Origin of the sequence: Rhizobium sp. GN54 (assembly GCF_021026345.1) — a bacterium.
GTDB lineage: Bacteria > Pseudomonadota > Alphaproteobacteria > Rhizobiales > Rhizobiaceae > Mycoplana.
Window position 1 is genome coordinate 25,899 of sequence record NZ_JAJNCZ010000010.1, and the last position, 18,479, is coordinate 44,377.

The following is an 18,479-nucleotide window of genomic DNA, read 5'->3' on the forward strand; positions in this document are numbered from 1 at the left end:
GGCAACAGACGATATCCTGACAAGGCGAGAGACATGTACGCCATGGACAGGGGGCTGTGGAACGCGTTCCGGGGCTCCATCCTTTATGACTCCATGAAGGACAGTTTCCTCTTTCTGGAAGCGGTCTATACCGGCATGGGCCGGCAGGAAATCTATAATCAGTTCATCCCTGAAGGTTCTCAGGACCAGATCAATATCTCGCACGCCCTGGTGCTGAAGCTGACCAATGCCGCGTTTGCCGATCCCTTCGTGCAGGCGGATTGGGATGCCGCGTTGGTCGAAGCCCGCAATGAAATCGAAGATATGCTGGATTCTCAGGACCAGCTCAGGACGTTCTGGGAGTCGGACAATTTCTGGAACTACCACTTGGCCAGTGGTGGCACCGATGACGACATCCGCAACCAGACCGAGCTGGATGATTTTGTCTCAAGCTTCGAGCAACATGGCTGGAACAAGATTTCCCTCGGCAAGGCCAACGAACTTCTGGCCGTGGAGGGCAAGACCTGGACGCCCAAGGAGTTGCAGCAGCGTCTGGTGGCACAGGGTCTCATCAGGGAAAAGAATATCTACAATCCCGATGCCGCGGCCAAACATTTCAATTCTACAAATGTCCTGCCGCTCCAGGAGTTTATGCAGAAATATGCCTACAAGAATTGGAAGCTGGCCGAGATTCTGGCAGACGCGACCCGTTGTATGGCGGCGGCAGGGATTAACGGCAGCCCGGAAGAATTCATCGACGAGTTGTTGAACGAAGGCTTTATGCAACCAAAAGAGCCGACCGACAACCTGACGATCGATGACTTTCTGCTGCGCCTGCCCCAAGGCGCCGACGCCCACATTGACGCCGTCCTGGATCAAATAGCGGACTCCATCGCGACCGGTGATGATGGCCTCGCCCGGGAACTGGCCACGATGCTTGCCGAGGAGATGATAGAGCAGGCGGATCTGAGCGATGGGGCCACGATTATCAGCGCTCTGCTGAGCGAATACCTCCATCACATCGGGTCGAACAGGGCGCGGGCAAACGGTCCCGGAGGCGGAGCGCGACAGAACGGCGCAGCAGGCCGGCAGAGCACCTTCCGCGACACCGACTCCCATCTCTCCCTCGAGATGGATGAATGGCTGAGCCTGGATGGTGGTGACAGTTCCGACGGTAACGACGGGCAGGAAGAAACCGAAGATGATGACGGGCGAAGCGAGGGCGGTCGCCTCACCCTCGATGACTTCGTCCTGCGGTTGCCGAACCACGTGGACGGGCTGATCGAAGCCCGCATGGGTGACATTGCATGGGCGATGACGCAGAACGATGACCCGCTCGCCGATACCAATATCGATGCGCTGGTACGATCTCTCGTCGAGGCGTCGGCACCAGCCGATGCGGCCCTGGCACCGCTCCAGGAACTGCGTGATTACATTCAACAGATCGCACGCAACAGGGCGCGGCAGGCCGCCCGGACCGCGCCCGGAAATGGTCCCGGACCTGATGACGACGATGATGATGATAGCCGCCGCTCCAGCTTCGATTCGTCTTACTTCAGCGATCCGCTGGCCAGCTTCCGGGACGTTCGAAGCCACAGGTCGGATGGCGGCGACGATCGCTCAAGTTTCGACTCCTCGGACTATAGCGATCCTCTCGACAGCTTCCGTGACGCCGGCAGCACCGTGTCCAGTGATGATGAAGTGGATGATGATAGCCGGCAGTCCCGCTCTCCCTCCGAGGAACTCGACGATTTCCTGGCCGATTCCGTTGATGCCCCAGATTCCGAAGATGGAAACCGCAGGGAGGCGACGAATGCCGGTGGACATCAGGGTGAAGGTCAGCCCGGAAATGGTGGTTCCGGCAATGCCAAGCCTTCCGGTGTCCAACAGTCGGAGCTGCTCACTCTTATCAAGAACGCCCGCCATATAGCGGGAAGTTCCGAAATCGATCGACTGATGCAGCAAGTGCGCAATGCGCTGGTGGCCGGAAATATACCGCATGCCCAGCAGTTTGCCCGGACCCTTGCCTCGCTCCTGCTGGGAGGGCCTCGCAAGGAACCTCACTTGCAGACATGGTTCGCGGAAGAGGTTCGAAAGGTCACGATTACCATCCTTGCGGAAATCAGCAGGGCCTTGAAGGAGCGCAAGGGCAAGGCTGGAAACGGGGCCGGTGGCAACCCCGGTGACGGTCCGCGCGATCGTGGTCCGGGTCCTGGTCCCGACGGGGGCAGCGCAGGCGCCAACGGAAATACGCGCGGCAACGGCAATGCCAATGGCGGTGGTGCGACAACCGCCCCGCAGGCGGACGACGTCTACAACCGTGACACCATGGACCGGATGGAGAGGGAACGGAATGCTTCCGCCCCGAAGGGCGATCTGGCCGCCTTGGTGGCAACCGATATCCGTGCAATCACGAAGATGCTGGCCGAAAAGAAGATCGAGGAAGCCAAGCAGCGCGCTGTCGCATTGTCGAAACAGCTCGTGGGCAATGGCGGCGTGGTTCCGGAGATGCCGGCCGAAACCATCCTGAAACTCGCGCATGGAAAGGTCGCAGCGCTGAGGGCAAGCAATCCCGAGGTCACGCCCGCACCCACGTCCACGCCGACGAACGGTGCCATGCCGACCGCTGGAGGCGCAGATGACGGGGACGACGACGAGCCCGTGATCACGCTTGATCCGGAAATCGCCGAGAGGCTGGTTCCGGTCACCGACTGGAAGGTCTTCTGCGGCGTCTACCAGATCGAGGTGAGCGAGATCAAAGCCATCAAGGCGCTTGCTCTCAAGGCCGTGTGGGAACCGAAGGACGCTCACGCAGGCTGCAAGCTGCTCATCTCCCGCCGCGAAGACAAGGGCAAGAGCAAGGGCAAGAGCCAGGTCAAGATCAAGAATGAAAAATATCTTGCCCAGGCTCTGGTGCACGCGGTCAAGATGAAGGCGGTGAAGAAGACGCTGAAAAAGCCGATGAAGGCTACTGGCGCGGCCGACCTGTAGGCCGCCGGCCGATCAAAGCCGAGGATTGCTCTCCCCCGCGACCGTGGGGAGAGCGGCTTTGCTTCAGCTTGAGCGTCGACACTATCGCCCACGCAGTGTGGCTCTATTTCCGCGTTCCCATGCGCCTGCGGATGGTCGAGGATCTGTTGGCGGCGCGTGGCATCATTGTCTCGCCTCAGGCCGTCCGGCTGTGGGGGGAGAAATTTGGCCGTACTTTTGCCAACGAGATCCGCCGCCGCTCATCCGGCCGTCTCGGTGACAAGTGACACCGCAATGACGCGGTCATTTCGGTCCGGGGCAAGAAGCACTGGCTGTGGCGCGCCGTGGATCAGGACGGCTTTCGGCAAGCAGACTGGAAGCCGAAAACAGGGGCCAACGGCACAAGCGATGTCTCCGGCCAAAGCGGGCATTCCGACGTTTTCTCCAGGTTCAATGAACCTGGAGCCCCTCTTTCCGGTACTCAGCATCGACCCCGAACGCCATGGCGAAGGGTGGGACGGCAGCCTGTGTATCGAAGAAGGACCAATCGGCTATGAAACAGTTCGGCGCAAAGAAATATCCCAGCCAGGTTCGGGATATGTTCAGTACCTACAGAAAGATGTGGGACGCTCTCAAGCGTCATCTGCGGGACGCCAAGATTGACGAAAGCTTTCGATTCCTTGAAGCATATTATTCTGGAAAAAGCCGTAAGCATATTCATGACAAGTTCATTGCAAGCCAAAGAAATCCTATAAATATTCGGGGGACAACAAGGCAGGAAATTGTCCTAGCTTATACTACAAGGCCTTTTGATCAGAACAAATGGGACACTGCGCTGATCAAGGCCAGAAACGAAATCGAAAATATGGTGGAATCGCAGCCGCTGTTCGATGAATTCTGGATGTCCAAGGACTTTTGGGCGCTTCACCTGAGCAATGGCGGCCGTCCGGATGATATCCGTCTCCTTGCCCGCCGGGACCTGTTCATTGCGGAATACACCCGGCTTGGCTTGACCGAAGAGGTCCGTGCCACGGGCGAAGATCTGATCAGGCGGGAAGGCATCAAACTGAATTTGGCAGAGCTGATCCAGCGGCTGGAGCAGGATGGGCTCATCGCAAGAGATGCGATGTACGACGCCGCTGCGGCGTCGAAGCTGTTTGGTTCCGACAATCCCATCCCCATCCAGCGCTTCATGGATGATTACAAAAAGAAGCCGGAATGGAGGGAGGTCCTGAGCCTCGCTCAGAAAGCTTTACAGGCCCTGTTCTACCTCGGCACGCCGGAGGAATTTATCGACGAGCTGATCAAGGGAGGCTTCATCCCCGACAACCGGCTTGCCGCTCAGGCTGAGAACACTGACGGCGGGGACGACGACGATAACCGCAGCGAAGGAGGGGATGGTAATCTCGGTAACGGCGGCGGCGGCAATGACAACGACGAGGGCCGCAATGGCGGTCCGGGCAATGGCGGCGGTGGCAATGCCGGTGATGGCGGCGACAACGGTGGTTCGGGAGGTCCTCCAGGTGGTGGAAATGACGGCGATGATGACTCCGTCGACATGAATGAATGGTTGAGCCTGGATGGTGACGACAATTCCGAAGAGGGTGATGAGGAGCGCCACGGTGGCGGCGAACCCCTCAGTCTGAGCGATTTTGTTCTCCGCCTGCCCGACAGCGCCGATGAGCTGATCCAGGACCACATGGCGCAAATTGCCGAGGCGATGATGCCGCCGGCCGACAACGGCCTGGCGGAAGCCCGCATCAGCACCCTTGCGTTTTTTCTCACGCAAGAATCGGCTCCGGAGAACGCCGGTGTCGACTTCCGCGAGCTTGAGGATTATATCCGTCAGATCGCGCGCAACATGATGCCGCAGCAGGGTGCTCCAGGGCCTGGAAACCCTCCCGGTCCGGATGGCGACGACAGCGACAACGGCGATGGCGATGATCGGAGATTTACCCTCAACTCGGCTGCTTTCCGGGTTTCGCTGGACATCTTCCGCGACACTGGCAGACATATGTCCGGTAATGACGGGCGAAGCGAGGGCGGTCGCCTCACTCTCGATGAATTCGTTCTCCGTCTGCCCGACAGCGCCGAAGAGCTGATCCAGGAGCACATGGCGCAAATCGCCGAGACGATGTCCCGTGGCGATGATAGCCTTGCCGACAGACTCGTCGATGCTCTTGCATTCTCTCTTGTGGAAGAGTCGGCCCCGGAGAACGCCGCGCGTGTCAATCTGAAGGAGCTTCAGGACTACATCCGTCAGATCGCGCGCACCATGACGCGGCAGCAGGGTGGTCCAGGGCCTGGAAACCCTCCCGGCCCGGATGACGACGACAGCGACAACGGCGATGGCGATGATCGGAGATCTACCTTCAACTCGGCTGCTTCCCGGGTTTCGCTGGACATCTTCCGCGACACTGGCAGACATTTGTCCGGTGATGACGGCAGTGATAGCCAGCGGTCCCGCTCCACGTCCGAGGATCTCGACGAGTTGCTTGCCGATCCCGTCGATGCAGAAGGCGGAACCCGCAGGCAGGCGACGAATGCCGGTGGCAATCAGGCTGAAAATGGGGCTGGCGTCAATGTCGCGCCTCCCGGCGCGGAGCAGTCCGAGCTTATGTCGCTTATCCGGAACGCCCGCCACACAGCGGGAAGTTCCGAAATCGATCGCCTGCTGGCGGAGGTGCGCACCGAGCTTGTGCCGGGGAATATCTTGCAGGCGCAGCAGTCCGCCCGCGCTCTTGCCTCGCTCCTGCTGGGAGGGCCTCGCGAGGAGCCCCACTTGCAGACGTTGTTCGAGGCAGAGGTCAAGAAAATCACGAGGACCATACTCATGGTCATCAGCAAGGCCTTGAAGGAGCGCAAGGGCAAGGCCGGAAACGGGGCCGATGGCAATCCCGGGAATGGTCCGCGCGATCGCGGCCCGGGTCCTGGTCCCGGCGGTGGCAGCGCAGGCGCCAACGGAAATACGCGCGGCAATGGTAACGGCAATGCCAATGGCGGCGGTGCGACAACCGCCCCGCAGGCGGACGAGGTCTACAACCGCGACACCATGGACCGGATGGAGAGGGAACGGAATGCTTCCGCCCCGAAGGGCGATCTGGCCGCCCTGGTGGCAACCGAGATCCGTGCCATCACGAAGATGCTGGCGGAAAAGAAGATCGAGGAAGCCAAGCAGCGCGCCGTCGCATTGTCGAAACAGCTCGTGGGCAATGGTGGCGTGGTTCCGGAGATGCCGGCCGAAACCATCCTGAAACTCGCGCATGGAAAGGTCGCGGCGCTGAGGGCAAGCAATCCCGAGGTCACACCCGCGCCCATGTCCACGCCGACGAACGGTGCCACGCCGACCGCTGGAGGCGCAGGTGACGCGGATGACGACGACCCCGCGATCACGCTTGATCCGGCAACCGCCGAGAGGCTGGTTCCGGTCACCGACTGGAAGGTCTTCTGCGGCGTCTATCAGATCGAGGTGAAAGAGATCAAAAACCTCAAGGCGCTTGCTCTCAAGGCCGTGTGGGAACCGAAAGATGCTCACGCGGGCTGCAAGTTGCTCATGTCTCGCCGCGAAGACAAGGGCAAGGGCAAGAGCCAGGTCAAGATCAAGAATGAAAAATATCTGGCGCATGCTCTGGTGCACGCGGTCAAGATGAAGGCGGTGAAGAAGACGCTGAAAAAGCCGATGAAGGCTACTGGCGCGGCCGACCTGTAGGTCGCCGGCCGATCAAAGCCGAGGATTGCTCTCCCTCACGACCGTGGGGGAGAGCGGCTGCGCCTCAGCGAGGCGTCGCCGGCATCGTGGTCCGTTATGACGCCTGCGGTGATGTCGCCGCTGTCGGCACAAGAGCCATCACAGCTCGGCTCCCAGTTTGACACGCGTCCCGCCGGAAGCGGCCATAGCGTGAATGACCCGCTCGATCTCGAGACCCGAAGCGAAATCCGGTCCGGCATTCGCGCCGCCCGCGATAGCGGCCAGCAGATCGCGGGCTTCGATGACTTTTTGCTCGTTGAAACCGAAGTTATGCCCCGGAGCAGGGCAGAACGGTGCGAAGTCAGGTTGACTGGGGCCGGTCAGGTGACGTGTGAAACCTGCTTCACCCATCCTGTGTACCCACAGCTCGTTCATGTTTTCCTGATCGAAGACAAGCGTACCCTCAGAGCCTTGAACTTCCCATTGCAAGCGGCATTTGCGACCGTGTGCCACGCGCGAGGTGGCGAAGGTTCCGTGTGCACCGCTCGCGAACCGCAGCAGCGCTATCGCACTATCTTCGTTCTCGACCGGGCGAGGGCCATCGGGACTTGGGCGCTCGGGAATGGCAATCTGCGTCATCGCGGTGAGCTCGGCCACCGGACCCATCAATGCGATCATGTGGCTTACGAGGTGGCAGCCCAGATCTCCCAATGCGCCAAGCCCTCCAGCCTCGTGAGTCATCCGCCATGACCAGGGCAGATCCGGGTCAGCAGAGTAATCTTCGTCGTAAACACCCCGAAACGCGCGCGGTGTTCCGATCGCGCCAGCGCCAATCATCGCACGCGCCGCCTGAAACGCCGGTGAGCGCAGGTAGTTATAACCAAGGATGGTCATCTGCCCGGGGTGTTGAGCGGCCAGATCAGCCATTGCACGTGCATCCGCCAAGGTGAGTGCCATCGGCTTTTCCAGCCACACATGCTTGCCGGCCGCAATTGCTGCTTCAGCCATAGGGCGATGCAGGCCGTTGGGCGCAGTAATCGAGACGACATCAACGCGCGCATCGCGCACGGTCGCCTGCCAGTCCGAGGTGGCGCGCGCAAAGCCGAACTGCGCACCGAAGGCCTCAGCCTTGTCGATGGGCGTGTCGCAAAGAATTTCGAGCCGGGGATGGGCGCCGCCAAACACGGTCGCGACATTGCGCCAGGCCATTGCGTGGCACTTGCCCATGAAACCCGTACCAATCAGCGCTACGCCGAGCGGGGCCTCGGGCATCAAAACAGGGATTGGTGCGCTTGCGCTGTCGTGGGCGGTTGGTTTTGTGCACCCTTCATGGCTTTTAGGAAGGTGGATCATTCTGGCCTCCTTTTCAAAGAAAATCGGTGTCGCGGCGCACGGACCGCGGCGGGCATTCGTGAAAGATGCGCGCCTTGCAACCGGCGCAGATATCGGCATCGAGTTTGTTGGGTACGATGGCCGCAATCGCGTCATGTCGGTGGCTGTAGATATTCTCGTCTTCGAGGGCCTCTACCACGCCGTATTGCCTCATCCTGTCCAGCAATGGCGCGTAGCGCGAGGTCAGGTGCAATCGCCCTCCTCGGGCGCGACGGCGGCGACCTTCCTCGATCAGCAGCTCTGCCCCGGCAAGGTCCAGCTGCCCGATCCCGGTAAGCTTGAGCACAAGGTTCTTCTGGCCGGGCCGTTCGCGTTCTATCCGACGTAAGGTCTGACGCAGCTTGTCGACCACGCCAAAATAGAGCGGCCCGTTGAGCCGGCCGAACAGCAGCTGCGGGCATTCCGGGCCGCCGTGGCGCACGTTGTGAAACGAATGGTTGGGGCGATTTTGGTCGGGTACCGTCAGTTCAAGCTCGGCATTTATGGACTCGTTGAGAAACAGAGCAAGACTGAGCAACACCCCCGCGAAAACCGAAAACTCCAATCCGACGGCAATGGCTGCGACAAAGGTGATGAAGAAGGTGAAGGCGTCGCGCCGCGATTGCCGTGCCAGACGGTAGAACTCGGCGAAGCCGATCTGGCGCCACGCAACGAGGATGATAACCGCCGCCATCGCTGGAATGGGCAACGCGCTGAACAGTGGCGCGACAAGGAACAGGATCGCGATCAGCGCGAAGGAAGCAAAGACCGCGGCCATCGGCGTGCGGGCACCTGCTTCGTGGTTGACTGCGGTGCGCGTAAGCGAGCCCGAGCCTGCATAGGCTGAGAAGAACGGTCCTACCAGGTTGGAAAGGCCCTGTCCGATGATTTCGCGATTGCCATCGAGCGTCTCGTCCCGGCGATGCGCGTAAAGCCTCGCGACGGTAACCGATTGCATCAAGCCCACGATCGCAATGGCCAGCGCTGGCTGGGCAAGCGCCATCAAACTGGTCATCGAAATACTGGGCACGGATGGCGTCGGCAAGATCGACGGGATCGCCCCGACGGTCCGCGTTCCCAGCTCGAAGCCCCAGTTCACCACGCCTCCAATTCCGAGCGCGACGAGGTGGCCGGGCAACCCGGGTACGTAGAAGCGCAGGATCAGTGCTGTCGACAAGGTCACGCCAGCGACGATAATCGCTCCCGGCGCGGCCGCGGGAAGAGCGACGACCAGCTGTGACAAGAAGGCCGTGGGGACACCCAGATGCGGCAGTGCCACATCCAACACGTCTCCCAACTGGCTCATCGCGATCAGGATTGCGGCGCCCGCACTGAACCCGTTGATGACAGGCGACGACACGAAGGTGAGAAACCGCCCCAAACGGGCCAGCCCTATGGCCAGCTGAATAGCCCCCACCAACAATGTAAGCACCAGCGCCGCCCCGATCCATTCGGACGAGCCGGACACATATGTCGGCGCAAGCGCCACGAAAACGAGCGCCGAGACCGCCGTGGTCGGGCCCGAAACCACGATTCGAGAGGAACCGCAAAGCGCCGCGACCACTGGTGTGATCATCGCCGAATAGAGGCCGTAAGTCGGCGGCAGGCCCGCGATCGAGGCAAAGGCAATCGCCTGAGGCAACACGATCGCCGCTCCGGTAATCGCGGCGACCAGGTCGTCGCGCAGGGTGCCGACATCGACCAAATGCCGCCAGTGAGGCTTGCTAGACCACTTGATCATGCTCTTTCTCGAAATTCTTCGGGGATGCAGGCTCCCGCACCTGCCGCGAAAGGTGAGGGAGTGGCGCTGCGATGGAATTGGGCTAGCGTGCGTCTTCGGGCTCGGTGAACAAGTCCAGCCGGTCGTACGCCTCGCGCGGGGCATCATTGGCGCGCATCTGGCGCAGCATCTTCGCCACCATCTCCCGCTCCAGGGCGGGGTTATCCAGCGGGCGCTCCTGTCCGGGGTCGGCCACGAGATCATATAGCCTGGTCTCGTTCTCAAGCAGGCAACCGGGGCCGTAATTGTAGTACATCGGCGAACGTTCGGTCACCGGCACCTTCAACAGGGGGACATTCTTGGTCCAGTCAAAGGGCGGTGCAAGCGTTGCCTTTTCCAACTCCTGCGTCGAAAAGCGAGAGGTGATATGAGTGGGCATCAAGGTGTATTGATTGATCTCCTGCCCGGCGATATCGGCGGGAAAGCGGTGATAGCTGCGGCACCCGTCCGTCACGTTTATGGCACCGCCGAAATAGCCAAAGACCACAGCCTCACGCTCCCTTGCGCGCAACAAGGACTGGCCTTGCATCTCGACCGGGGGCTCGATCTCCCAAAAATCCAGGAAGGTAGGGGCCAGATCCGTCGATTGGGTCAAACGGTTGACCCGAGACGGGCCGGGATTGCGCGGATCGTGCAGGAGCAGCGGAATATGGGCGATTTCCTCATAGATGTTCATCCGGTTCTTGGCCCAGAAATCATGCTCGCCCAACAGGAACCCGTGATCGGTCGTGACCACGAGCGCGGTGTCCTTCCACATGTCATGGGCATCGAACTCATCGAGCAACCGTCCTAGAAGGTCGTCGCAAAGAGACACCACCGCATAGTAATTGGCACGCAGCTCGTCGGCCTCTTTTGGTAGGTCCTCGACCCGGCCATAGCGCGGCCAGTCCAGGATCCCTTCCTTCCAGCCCGTATCAAAAGGCTCCTTGAACCGATCGGGTGCATAGAAGGGCTCGTGCGGATCGAAGGTCTCAATCTGAAGCAGCCAGTTATCTGCCTCGCGGTTGGCCTCGAGAAACTCAAAGCCTGCCTGGAAGCACTGAACCGACGGGAAGTCCTTCTCTTCGCGGATATATTCGCGGTTGATCAGATGGGCCCTGTGCTTGGGGGCGTTGTCGATGAGTTCAAGCTGATTGGCATGGTATTTCTCGCGCAAACGCTCCCAAGGGGGCTGCACCAGGGCCTTCCACGGATCGCTTTCCTGTCCGCGAATGAACTCGAATGTGTTGTAACGGTTGTGATAAGTCGCCCCGCCATCCTCCCAGTAGTGATAGTGATCAGTCACCAGATGGCTGTGGACACCTTTTTCCTGAAGCAATTCGGGAAATGCGTTGTCGAAGGGTTCAAGCGGTCCCCAGGACCTATGGAGGAAACTGAGATGCCCAGTCAACATGTCGCGCCGGGCCGGCATGCAGGGCAGCGAGCCGACATAGTGCTTCTCATACACCTGGGCTCGTGCCGCGAGGCGGTCGAAATTCGGCGTGGGCACCCGGCTACCCCCATAACATCCCAGCATATGCCGGTTGAGGCTGTCGAATAGAACGAAAACAGTTTTCATGATCGGGTCCGTGTTTAGAAGGTCAGTGATCGGGCTCAGCGCCGCTCGGCACGCGCCGCGAGACAAACCACGTCGTCGATATCGAAGGTCATGCTCTATTCAGGGAGCGAGTGCCGATAGGCCCGCACATAGCCGAAGCGGCCATTCCCAAGGAGACGCGATAAGCCGAAGATCAGGCATGCGTTGCACCGGTCGGGCCATTTGAATCCGGAAGGGTATCGCCACCCAAAATCCTCAGCGGAAACCGGCGGGGCAAATCGAGCATGACAAAAATCGTGCGCAAGCGTCGTCCTCCTTCAAGTCTGTAGGCAGACCTTGTCAGCGGGCGAGGTATATGTAAAATTGCTTTAAATCGACACATACATAACTTTTTGGAATTTCCCATGGACCGACAGCTTACAGCGTTTCTCACTGTCGCCCGGCTGGGTAATCTCACCTTGGCGGCGCAGCGGCTCAACGTTACGCAGCCCGCGCTCACCAAGCGGCTGGTCACCCTCGAAGAGCGCTTGGGTGTTGGCCTGTTCGAGCGAAAGCCGCGCGGCATGGAGCTGACAGCAGCGGGAAGAATTTACCTGCGCCACGCCAGTCGCATTGAGCAGGAATACCGGCAGGCGAGCGAAGAAATCGGAATTCTGGAGAATGCCGGGATGGAGACTTTGCGGGTCGGGGCTGGACCGCTCTTTCATCTTCGCTACGTGGCTCAAGCCTTTTCGGCAGTCCGAAGGAACTTTCCGATGCTGCGGCTCGATCTCGTCGCACGCAACAACGCCGAGACCCTACCCTTGCTGGTGGAAGGCGAACTGGATCTCGTCCTCGGTACGATCGAGCCGCTGGCCTCGGAGTATCTGCTGCACGTGATTCCGCTCCTTGAGGTGGAGCAGGCCGTAGCCCTGGCCGAAGACATGCCCTGCGCCGGCAAGGATGTGCTCTCACCCTCCGACCTGACTGAAATGGATTGGGTTAGCTACAGCCAGGTGCCGGGCAGCCGCGAGCTACTGACGCGTTATTTCTCGCAGCAGCAGCTCGGACTTCCGCGGTTCGTCGCGCAAACGACATCTTTCACGGCAGGACTGCACCTGATCCGGCATTCGAACCTTGCAATGCAGGTGCCGCTCCAGATTCAGTCTGTCGTCAGCCGCGATGGACTACGGGTGCTGCCGGTCTCTCCCTCGTTGGCGCGATCGGCAGCCGGCATTTACTTGCGTGAGAGCTCCCTGGGTATCCCGGCAGTCAAGGCGATGAACGAGGAACTGCGACGGATCACCGGCGCATTGCATGATCAAGTTTAATCGTATCAGCGGAAAGCCCCGCTGGCCGACCGCCAATGGCACATTCTTCGGCCTTGCTTTATCCAATTCCAATCCTCGCCCCCCACGGAGAGTGGGAACCCGGAACTTGGACCATCCGCTTCGCCAACGAATGCGCTCGCCTCTGCGAGATCGGGATAGCGGGTAGCCATGGATCACGTATCTTCCTGCGACAGATCCGAATGGCGGCCCGCGATCAGACGGCGCATTGTGAAGAAGACCACGCAGAGCAAGAGCGCAATGTTGATAAACAGCAAGGTCGCGGAAACCGGGCGCTCGATAAAGATGCTGAGCCCGTCATGCGACAATAGCAGCGTTCGCCGGACATTGTTTTCCAGAAGCGGCCCGAGGATCACACCAATCACCAGCGGCGCCAAAGGATAGCCCCCGGCCCGCAAGACCAGCCCGACCAGACCAAAGGCGAACATCACCCAAAGATCAAAAATCGAGCTGCTCACGGCGTAAGTCCCTATGGCGCACATCAACAGCACAGTCGGAATAAGAACGACCTTACGCAAGCGAAGCACGTGAACGAACAGCGGCGTCACGAGAATGCCGATGACGAACAGCGCAATATTCGCGAGCATGTAGACAAGGAAGACCCCGCCCACGATATCGGAATGCTGTTCAAAAAGTGTGGGTCCGGGAAAGACGCCGAGGATCAACAGTGCGCCGATCAGCACGGCGGTGGCCGCGTCGCCGGGAATCCCGAGCGCGAGGGTCGGCACCAGCGCGCCACCAGCCGTGGCGTTGTTGGCGCTCTCGGCCGCGACGATACCCCCTTCTGCGCCTTCACCGTAACGCTCGTCACTCTTGGAGAATGTCTTGGCCACCGCGTAAGCGGTGAAGGACGAAATCACGCCACCCGCCCCTGGCAAAGCGCCAACGCAGGCCCCGATCGTGGAGGAGCGGATGAGGTTGGGCCAACGCCTCAGCACCAACAGGACGGTACCGAAGCCCGGCCGGGCGGTTGAAAGTTTGGGGCGATCGAGCAGGTCATCGCCGGTCAGCAGGTGGCTCATCTCCGAGATCGCGAAGAGACCGACCACAATGGCCACGATACTGAAACCGTTGGACAGCTCGAAGAGACCAAACGTGAAACGTTCCGCGGCAGTGAATTCGTCGGTGCCAGCCGTGGCCAGCAGCAAGCCCGCCGTTCCCGCGATCAGGCCCTTGAGCATGGAATGACCTGAGACGGCAGCGATCGAGGTCAGCCCGGTAATCGCAAGCATAGCGTATTCGGGTGGCCCAAACCCGGCTGCGAACGCTGCAAGCGAGGGCGAGAACAGGATCAGGATCAGGCCCCCGAACACACCTCCAAGCGCCGAGGCCGCAATCGCGATGCCGATAGCATCAGCTGCGCGTCCTTTCTGAGCCATCGGGTAGCCGTCGAAAAGCGTTGCCGCGGCGAGCGGCGTCCCCGGTATCCTCAGCAAGATGGCGGAGATTGCACCACCACACGAGCCACCGACATAGATAGCGATCAGGAAACCCATCGCCTGCACCGGTGGAAACGTGATGGCATAGGGGAGCAGCAGAATGATCCCCATCAGCGGTCCCAGCCCCGGCAAGGCTCCGACAATTAGCCCCACAATCAACCCTGCACCGACCAGCGTGACGGTCGAAAAGCTCGTCACGAGCCCCAGACCATCGAGAAGCATATTAAACATCAGCTCACCAAGGAATATTGAGATTGAAGATGCCGCCGGGAAGAACGACGTCGAGCTGGCTTTCGAAGAACCACGCAAATCCTAAGGAAATTCCGAGGCTGATCACCGCCATCTTCCACCACTGGCGCGACCCGCAGGTGACCATGATCGCAAACAGCATTGGCGCTGAGGCAAGGTGGAACCCAAGGATGCCGAGCAGCCCGAGATAGAGCCCGAAGGTCACGATGACCGCAGCAGGGCGGACCAATTGGTGCCATGTTAGAGTGTCCCCACCACTACGCCCGCGCACCACGATCTGGAGGACGATCTGCAAGCAAACGAGGCCCAGCAGCAGCATTGCCACTCCGCGCGGATAGGCGGCCGCATTGTCATACGGCCCCCCTTCCGCCATGCCTGACGGCTCGAGCACGTCACGGACCTGCTGGTAGACCAAAGCCACCAGCACGAGCATCAGCGCGATCGCACACCATTCCGAAAAGCGCCGACCAAGTACGAACCAGCTCGTCATTTCGCCGCCTTGAGGGCTTCTTCTTCCCATTTGATGGCATCGGCCATCGTTGAAAGCTGGTCATGCACGCCCGAGACGATCTTGTCGTAATCGCTGTGATCCCAGTCCAGTGGCACGAAGCCCAGACGTGTGATCTTGGCCCGAACGTCGGGATCGACCATCACCTTTCCCATTGCGGCGCGCAACGTCTCCACGCGCTCGGGCGGCGTGTCCTTCTTCACGAGCCACCAGTCCCAACCCATCGGTGCCAGTCCGCTGATCCCGAGATCCGCGTCGATATCCGCAATCGAGGGCGCACCGCCAAAAGCCTCTTTGGCAGCAGGTTGCTCGGACAACACAAGCCCGATTTTCAGTGCATCGGGATCCTGCTTGTAGCTGCCGACATTGACGAAGGTGAAATCGAGGATGCCACTTTTGACATCGTTGTTTGCCGCAGGCGGAGAATCATAGGGGACGTTTTGCGCGACAACGTCGTAGGATTGCAGAGCCTTGGCCATCACAAGGTGAGGCAGGTTGTTGCGCTGGCCAGACGAGTAGCGCAGCTTGCCGGGGTTTGCCTTGCCCCAGGCCATCATCTCCTCGAAACTCGACCAGCGCGTCTCGTCCGTTCGCCAGCCGATTGCGAAAGCATTCGAGGCGGCCGCGTGCAGCGGGATGAAATCGCCGTAGCTCCAGTCAGCCTTGCCGAGAATCGGTTGCAGGACCAGCGGCGCGACGTAGCCATCGATGATCGTATAGCCATCGGCCGGCTTGCTGAGCGCAGTCTGGAAGGCCTTTATGCCTCCCGCGCCGGGCGTGGCGAGCACCGTTAGCGGCACGCCCAGTTCCTTGCCCATCGCGTCGGCGATGATCTGGCTTACGGACATCGCCGGGCCGGCCCCTGAGGGCAGGACACTCTCGATCGTCCGTTCGGGATATTCCGCCAAGGCGGGTCCACCGATCATAGCCAACACCAGCGCTGCGCCTGTGAAGACGGATGTGAATTTCATGGTTTTCCTCCCTTTTGAAAAACTATAGTTGCGCGCTGCCTTTCCTCAAGGCAGGCGCAACTGTCTGTTGAGCCCCCAATGCGAATGTGGCCGGGGGTGGCGGGATGATTGCGGTTAGGGCGCCGACCCTGTCTTTAACGGTGATCGAAGGTTACCGGCCGCGCCGCCAGCCTGTAGAGAAAATCGAAAATCACCAAGGTCATTCACAAGCCTCGTCCTCCATCGAGCAAGCAGAGTGAACTTGCCGCCCTAGGAGGCATATGTAAAATTGCTTTGAATCAATATTCGCATAACTTTTTGGAATGCATTTTCTTGCTAGCCGCCGATCACACGAATTCGGTCTGTTGATCGCCACTTAGGATTACGGCGGTATTGCCACCCGCCACTGCGATCCCCCTCAGCAGCGCCCTGGCGATGAACCCCATTGTCCCACCGAATATGAGCGGGACGGCGTCGGTGCGCGGATCCATAGCGGCAATACCAGCGAGCCGCCTACAAGATCACCTCGCCGTGGAAATGCCGCCATTTGAAATCGGTGATCGAAAATCTCGCTGGAGATTATCTGCCCTCAATCATGCAGCGATGAGGTTTTCGCCACAGAGCCAGGCCAGGGAGGAAGGACACAATTGTCCATTCCACCCCCTTTCAGGTACCGAGCGCCTGGAACTTCGCGACCGCCTCGGGCAGGTATGCATCACCGAAGCCGTTCTCGACGAGGCTGTCCAGCGCGCTCAGCACACCGGTGGCGGTATTGTTCTGCGCCTTGATGTCCTTCGACATGGCGACATAGTAGCTGAGGTCCTTGCGGGCGTTGGACACGGCGAATTTCATCTTCGAATTGTCTTCCGAAAGAACGAACGGTCCGACGCGTTCAAGTGCGGCGCCCCAACCGCCGCCCTTTTGAAGAACGTCGACGAACACGTCCGGCGCAATTCCGCCATCTGCCGCACAGGCCGCCGCTTCGGCCAGGAGCGTCACGAAGCCGAGCGAAACGAAATTGTGCAGGAGCTTGAGTTTGTGCCCGGAACCAGCCTTGCCGGCATAGAAGCGGTTCTCGGAAAAAGCCTCGAGCAACGGCACCATCTTCTCATAGATGTCCCGGTCTCCACCGATCAGCAGATTGAGCCGTCCTTGCGCGGCCTCCAGAGGGGTCCGCGTCATGGGCGCGTCGAGAAAATGTCCGCCCACGGCGACGACTGCCGCGGCAATCGCCTCGGTCGAACTGGGGATGGCGGTCGAGCAGTCGATGATGATCGTTCCCGGGCGGATGGCCTTGAGCATTCCGTTCTCGCCAAGCAGTACATCTTCCACCTGCGGCGTTCCGCTGACGCACAGGATGATGACATCGCTTTCCGCCGCGATCTGCCGGCGATCGGCATAGGCCTTCGAGCCCAGCGCATCGAGATCGTCAGTCGGCTGATTTCCCGGATGCCGGAGATAACCGAAAGGCCATCCCTTCTTGGCGACATTGATGGCAATGCCGTGGCCCATCAGGCCAACGCCAACCATTCCGACTTTGTGCTTGGTCATGGCTATTGTTCCTTCATTTCATCGCGCGGCAGATGGCATCGGTCACCTCGGTGCAGCTTGCCTTGCCGCCAAGATCCCGCGGCACGGCAAGTCCCTTGGAAAGCACGGTGCCGACGGCCGTTTCAATCCTGTTTGCCGCATCCGAGAGCGTGTCGTCACCATGCCTTTCGGCAAGCCAGCGCAGCATCATCACGCCAGACAGAATGGTGGCGACAGGGCTCGCCAGGTTCTGGCCCGCGATATCCGGCGCCGAACCGTGCGCCCCCTGGAAGAGCGCGTGGCCGTCACCGATTTCCCCGGAAGGGGAGATGCCCATGCCGCCCACCGTCGCCGCACCGAGGTCGGAGATGATGTCGCCGAACATGTTCTCAGCCACGATCACGTCATAGAAGTCCGGACGCTTGACCATGTGGACCGTTATGGCATCCGCATAGGCATAGTCGATTTCGATATCCGGGTAGGCAGCGTGCACATCGTCGCAGACGGCGCGGAAAAACGCATAGGAGCGGAGGATGTTGGCCTTGTCGCAGACTGTCACCCGGCGCTTACCGTCACGTGGTGCGCCGTTACGCTTGCGGGACAATTCGAAAGCGAATTTCGCGACGCGCTCCGTACCCTTGCGCGTGACGACGAGGCTGTCGGAGGCAAACTCGTCGCGCAGCAGTACGCCGGCGCCGCGGCTTGCATAGAGCCCCTCGGTATTCTCGCGGATGATCACGTAGTCGATGCCGCCGTTCTCGAAGGCGCGCAGCGGTGACAGCACGCCCGGTAGAAGCTTCACGGGCCGGACGTTGGCGTAGAGGTCGAGCCGGAAGCGAAGTCGAAGATGCAGATCGTTACCGACTTCGGTGCCGTCCGGATAGACGACCCCCGGAAGGCCTGCCGCTCCGTGAAGAATGGCGTCGAGGTCTCGGCAGGCGGCGAACGTATCGTCCGGCAGGACGTGCCCGGTCTTCACATAGTGCCCCGCGCCGCCGTCGAACATCTGGAAATCCAGCTTGTTTTCGCCGCATGCCGCCTTCAGGACGGATATCGTTGCCTGTGCGACCTCGGGGCCGATGCCGTCACCCTCGATCGTCGCGATACGGTAGTTTGCCATAGTGGCCAGTCCTCCAATCAACTTGCAAAT

Annotated in this window: 11 protein-coding genes and 1 pseudogene; 4 read left to right on the forward strand and 8 right to left on the reverse strand. The window is 60.3% G+C overall.

Annotated elements, in window-relative coordinates:
* Positions 1-33 precede the first annotated feature (33 nt).
* From LQK81_RS21400 to LQK81_RS21410, 3 genes and pseudogenes are all read left to right on the forward strand, one after another.
* On the forward strand, positions 34-2,970 hold the full coding sequence (locus LQK81_RS21400; protein WP_230808417.1) for a hypothetical protein: 2,937 nt from the start codon (positions 34-36) through the stop codon (positions 2,968-2,970).
* Between the two features lie 68 nt (positions 2,971-3,038).
* Positions 3,039-3,311 (forward strand): annotated as a pseudogene (locus LQK81_RS21405) (IS6 family transposase); the annotation flags it as partial.
* Positions 3,312-3,502: 191 nt separating this feature from the next.
* Positions 3,503-6,658, forward strand: a complete 3,156-nt coding sequence (locus tag LQK81_RS21410; protein WP_230808418.1) for a hypothetical protein — start codon at positions 3,503-3,505, stop codon at positions 6,656-6,658.
* Between the two features lie 138 nt (positions 6,659-6,796).
* Here LQK81_RS21410 and LQK81_RS21415 read toward each other — a convergent pair whose 3' ends face one another.
* The 3 genes from LQK81_RS21415 to LQK81_RS21425 all read right to left on the reverse strand — a co-directional run bounded on the left by LQK81_RS21415 (position 6,797) and on the right by LQK81_RS21425 (position 11,346).
* Positions 6,797-7,990, reverse strand: a complete 1,194-nt coding sequence (locus tag LQK81_RS21415; RefSeq protein WP_330166571.1) for a Gfo/Idh/MocA family protein — start codon at positions 7,988-7,990, stop codon at positions 6,797-6,799.
* Between the two features lie 13 nt (positions 7,991-8,003).
* Positions 8,004-9,749, reverse strand: a complete 1,746-nt coding sequence (locus LQK81_RS21420) for a SulP family inorganic anion transporter (protein ID WP_230808419.1) — start codon at positions 9,747-9,749, stop codon at positions 8,004-8,006.
* A gap of 82 nt (positions 9,750-9,831) precedes the next feature.
* Entirely contained in the window at positions 9,832-11,346 is a 1,515-nt protein-coding gene (locus LQK81_RS21425) for a sulfatase (RefSeq protein ID WP_230808420.1), read from the reverse strand.
* Between the two features lie 383 nt (positions 11,347-11,729).
* Here LQK81_RS21425 and LQK81_RS21430 point away from each other — a divergent pair, with 383 nt between their 5' ends.
* The gene (locus LQK81_RS21430) at positions 11,730-12,635 is read left to right on the forward strand and encodes a LysR family transcriptional regulator (protein ID WP_230808421.1); all 906 of its coding nucleotides are present in this window, start codon (positions 11,730-11,732) and stop codon (positions 12,633-12,635) included.
* A 173-nt stretch (positions 12,636-12,808) separates the two neighbouring features.
* On the opposite strand, the gene LQK81_RS21435 is transcribed toward LQK81_RS21430, so the two are convergent.
* The 5 genes from LQK81_RS21435 to LQK81_RS21455 all read right to left on the reverse strand — a co-directional run bounded on the left by LQK81_RS21435 (position 12,809) and on the right by LQK81_RS21455 (position 18,449).
* Complete coding sequence (locus tag LQK81_RS21435; RefSeq protein ID WP_230808422.1) at positions 12,809-14,314, reverse strand: tripartite tricarboxylate transporter permease; 1,506 nt, start codon at positions 14,312-14,314, stop codon at positions 12,809-12,811.
* A gap of 13 nt (positions 14,315-14,327) precedes the next feature.
* The gene (locus LQK81_RS21440; RefSeq protein WP_230808423.1) at positions 14,328-14,831 is read right to left on the reverse strand and encodes a tripartite tricarboxylate transporter TctB family protein; all 504 of its coding nucleotides are present in this window, start codon (positions 14,829-14,831) and stop codon (positions 14,328-14,330) included.
* Positions 14,828-15,820: a Bug family tripartite tricarboxylate transporter substrate binding protein gene (locus LQK81_RS21445; protein WP_230808424.1), complete on the reverse strand. Its 993-nt coding sequence runs from the start codon at positions 15,818-15,820 to the stop codon at positions 14,828-14,830. Before LQK81_RS21445 ends, LQK81_RS21440 begins: the two co-directional genes overlap by 4 nt.
* A 645-nt stretch (positions 15,821-16,465) precedes the next feature.
* Positions 16,466-17,350, reverse strand: coding sequence for an NAD(P)-dependent oxidoreductase (locus LQK81_RS21450; RefSeq protein ID WP_230808425.1), 885 nt, complete (start codon positions 17,348-17,350; stop codon positions 16,466-16,468).
* A 13-nt stretch (positions 17,351-17,363) separates the two neighbouring features.
* A complete protein-coding gene (locus LQK81_RS21455) occupies positions 17,364-18,449 on the reverse strand; it encodes an isocitrate/isopropylmalate dehydrogenase family protein (RefSeq protein WP_230808426.1) in 1,086 nt (361 codons plus the stop codon).
* Positions 18,450-18,479 lie beyond the last annotated feature (30 nt).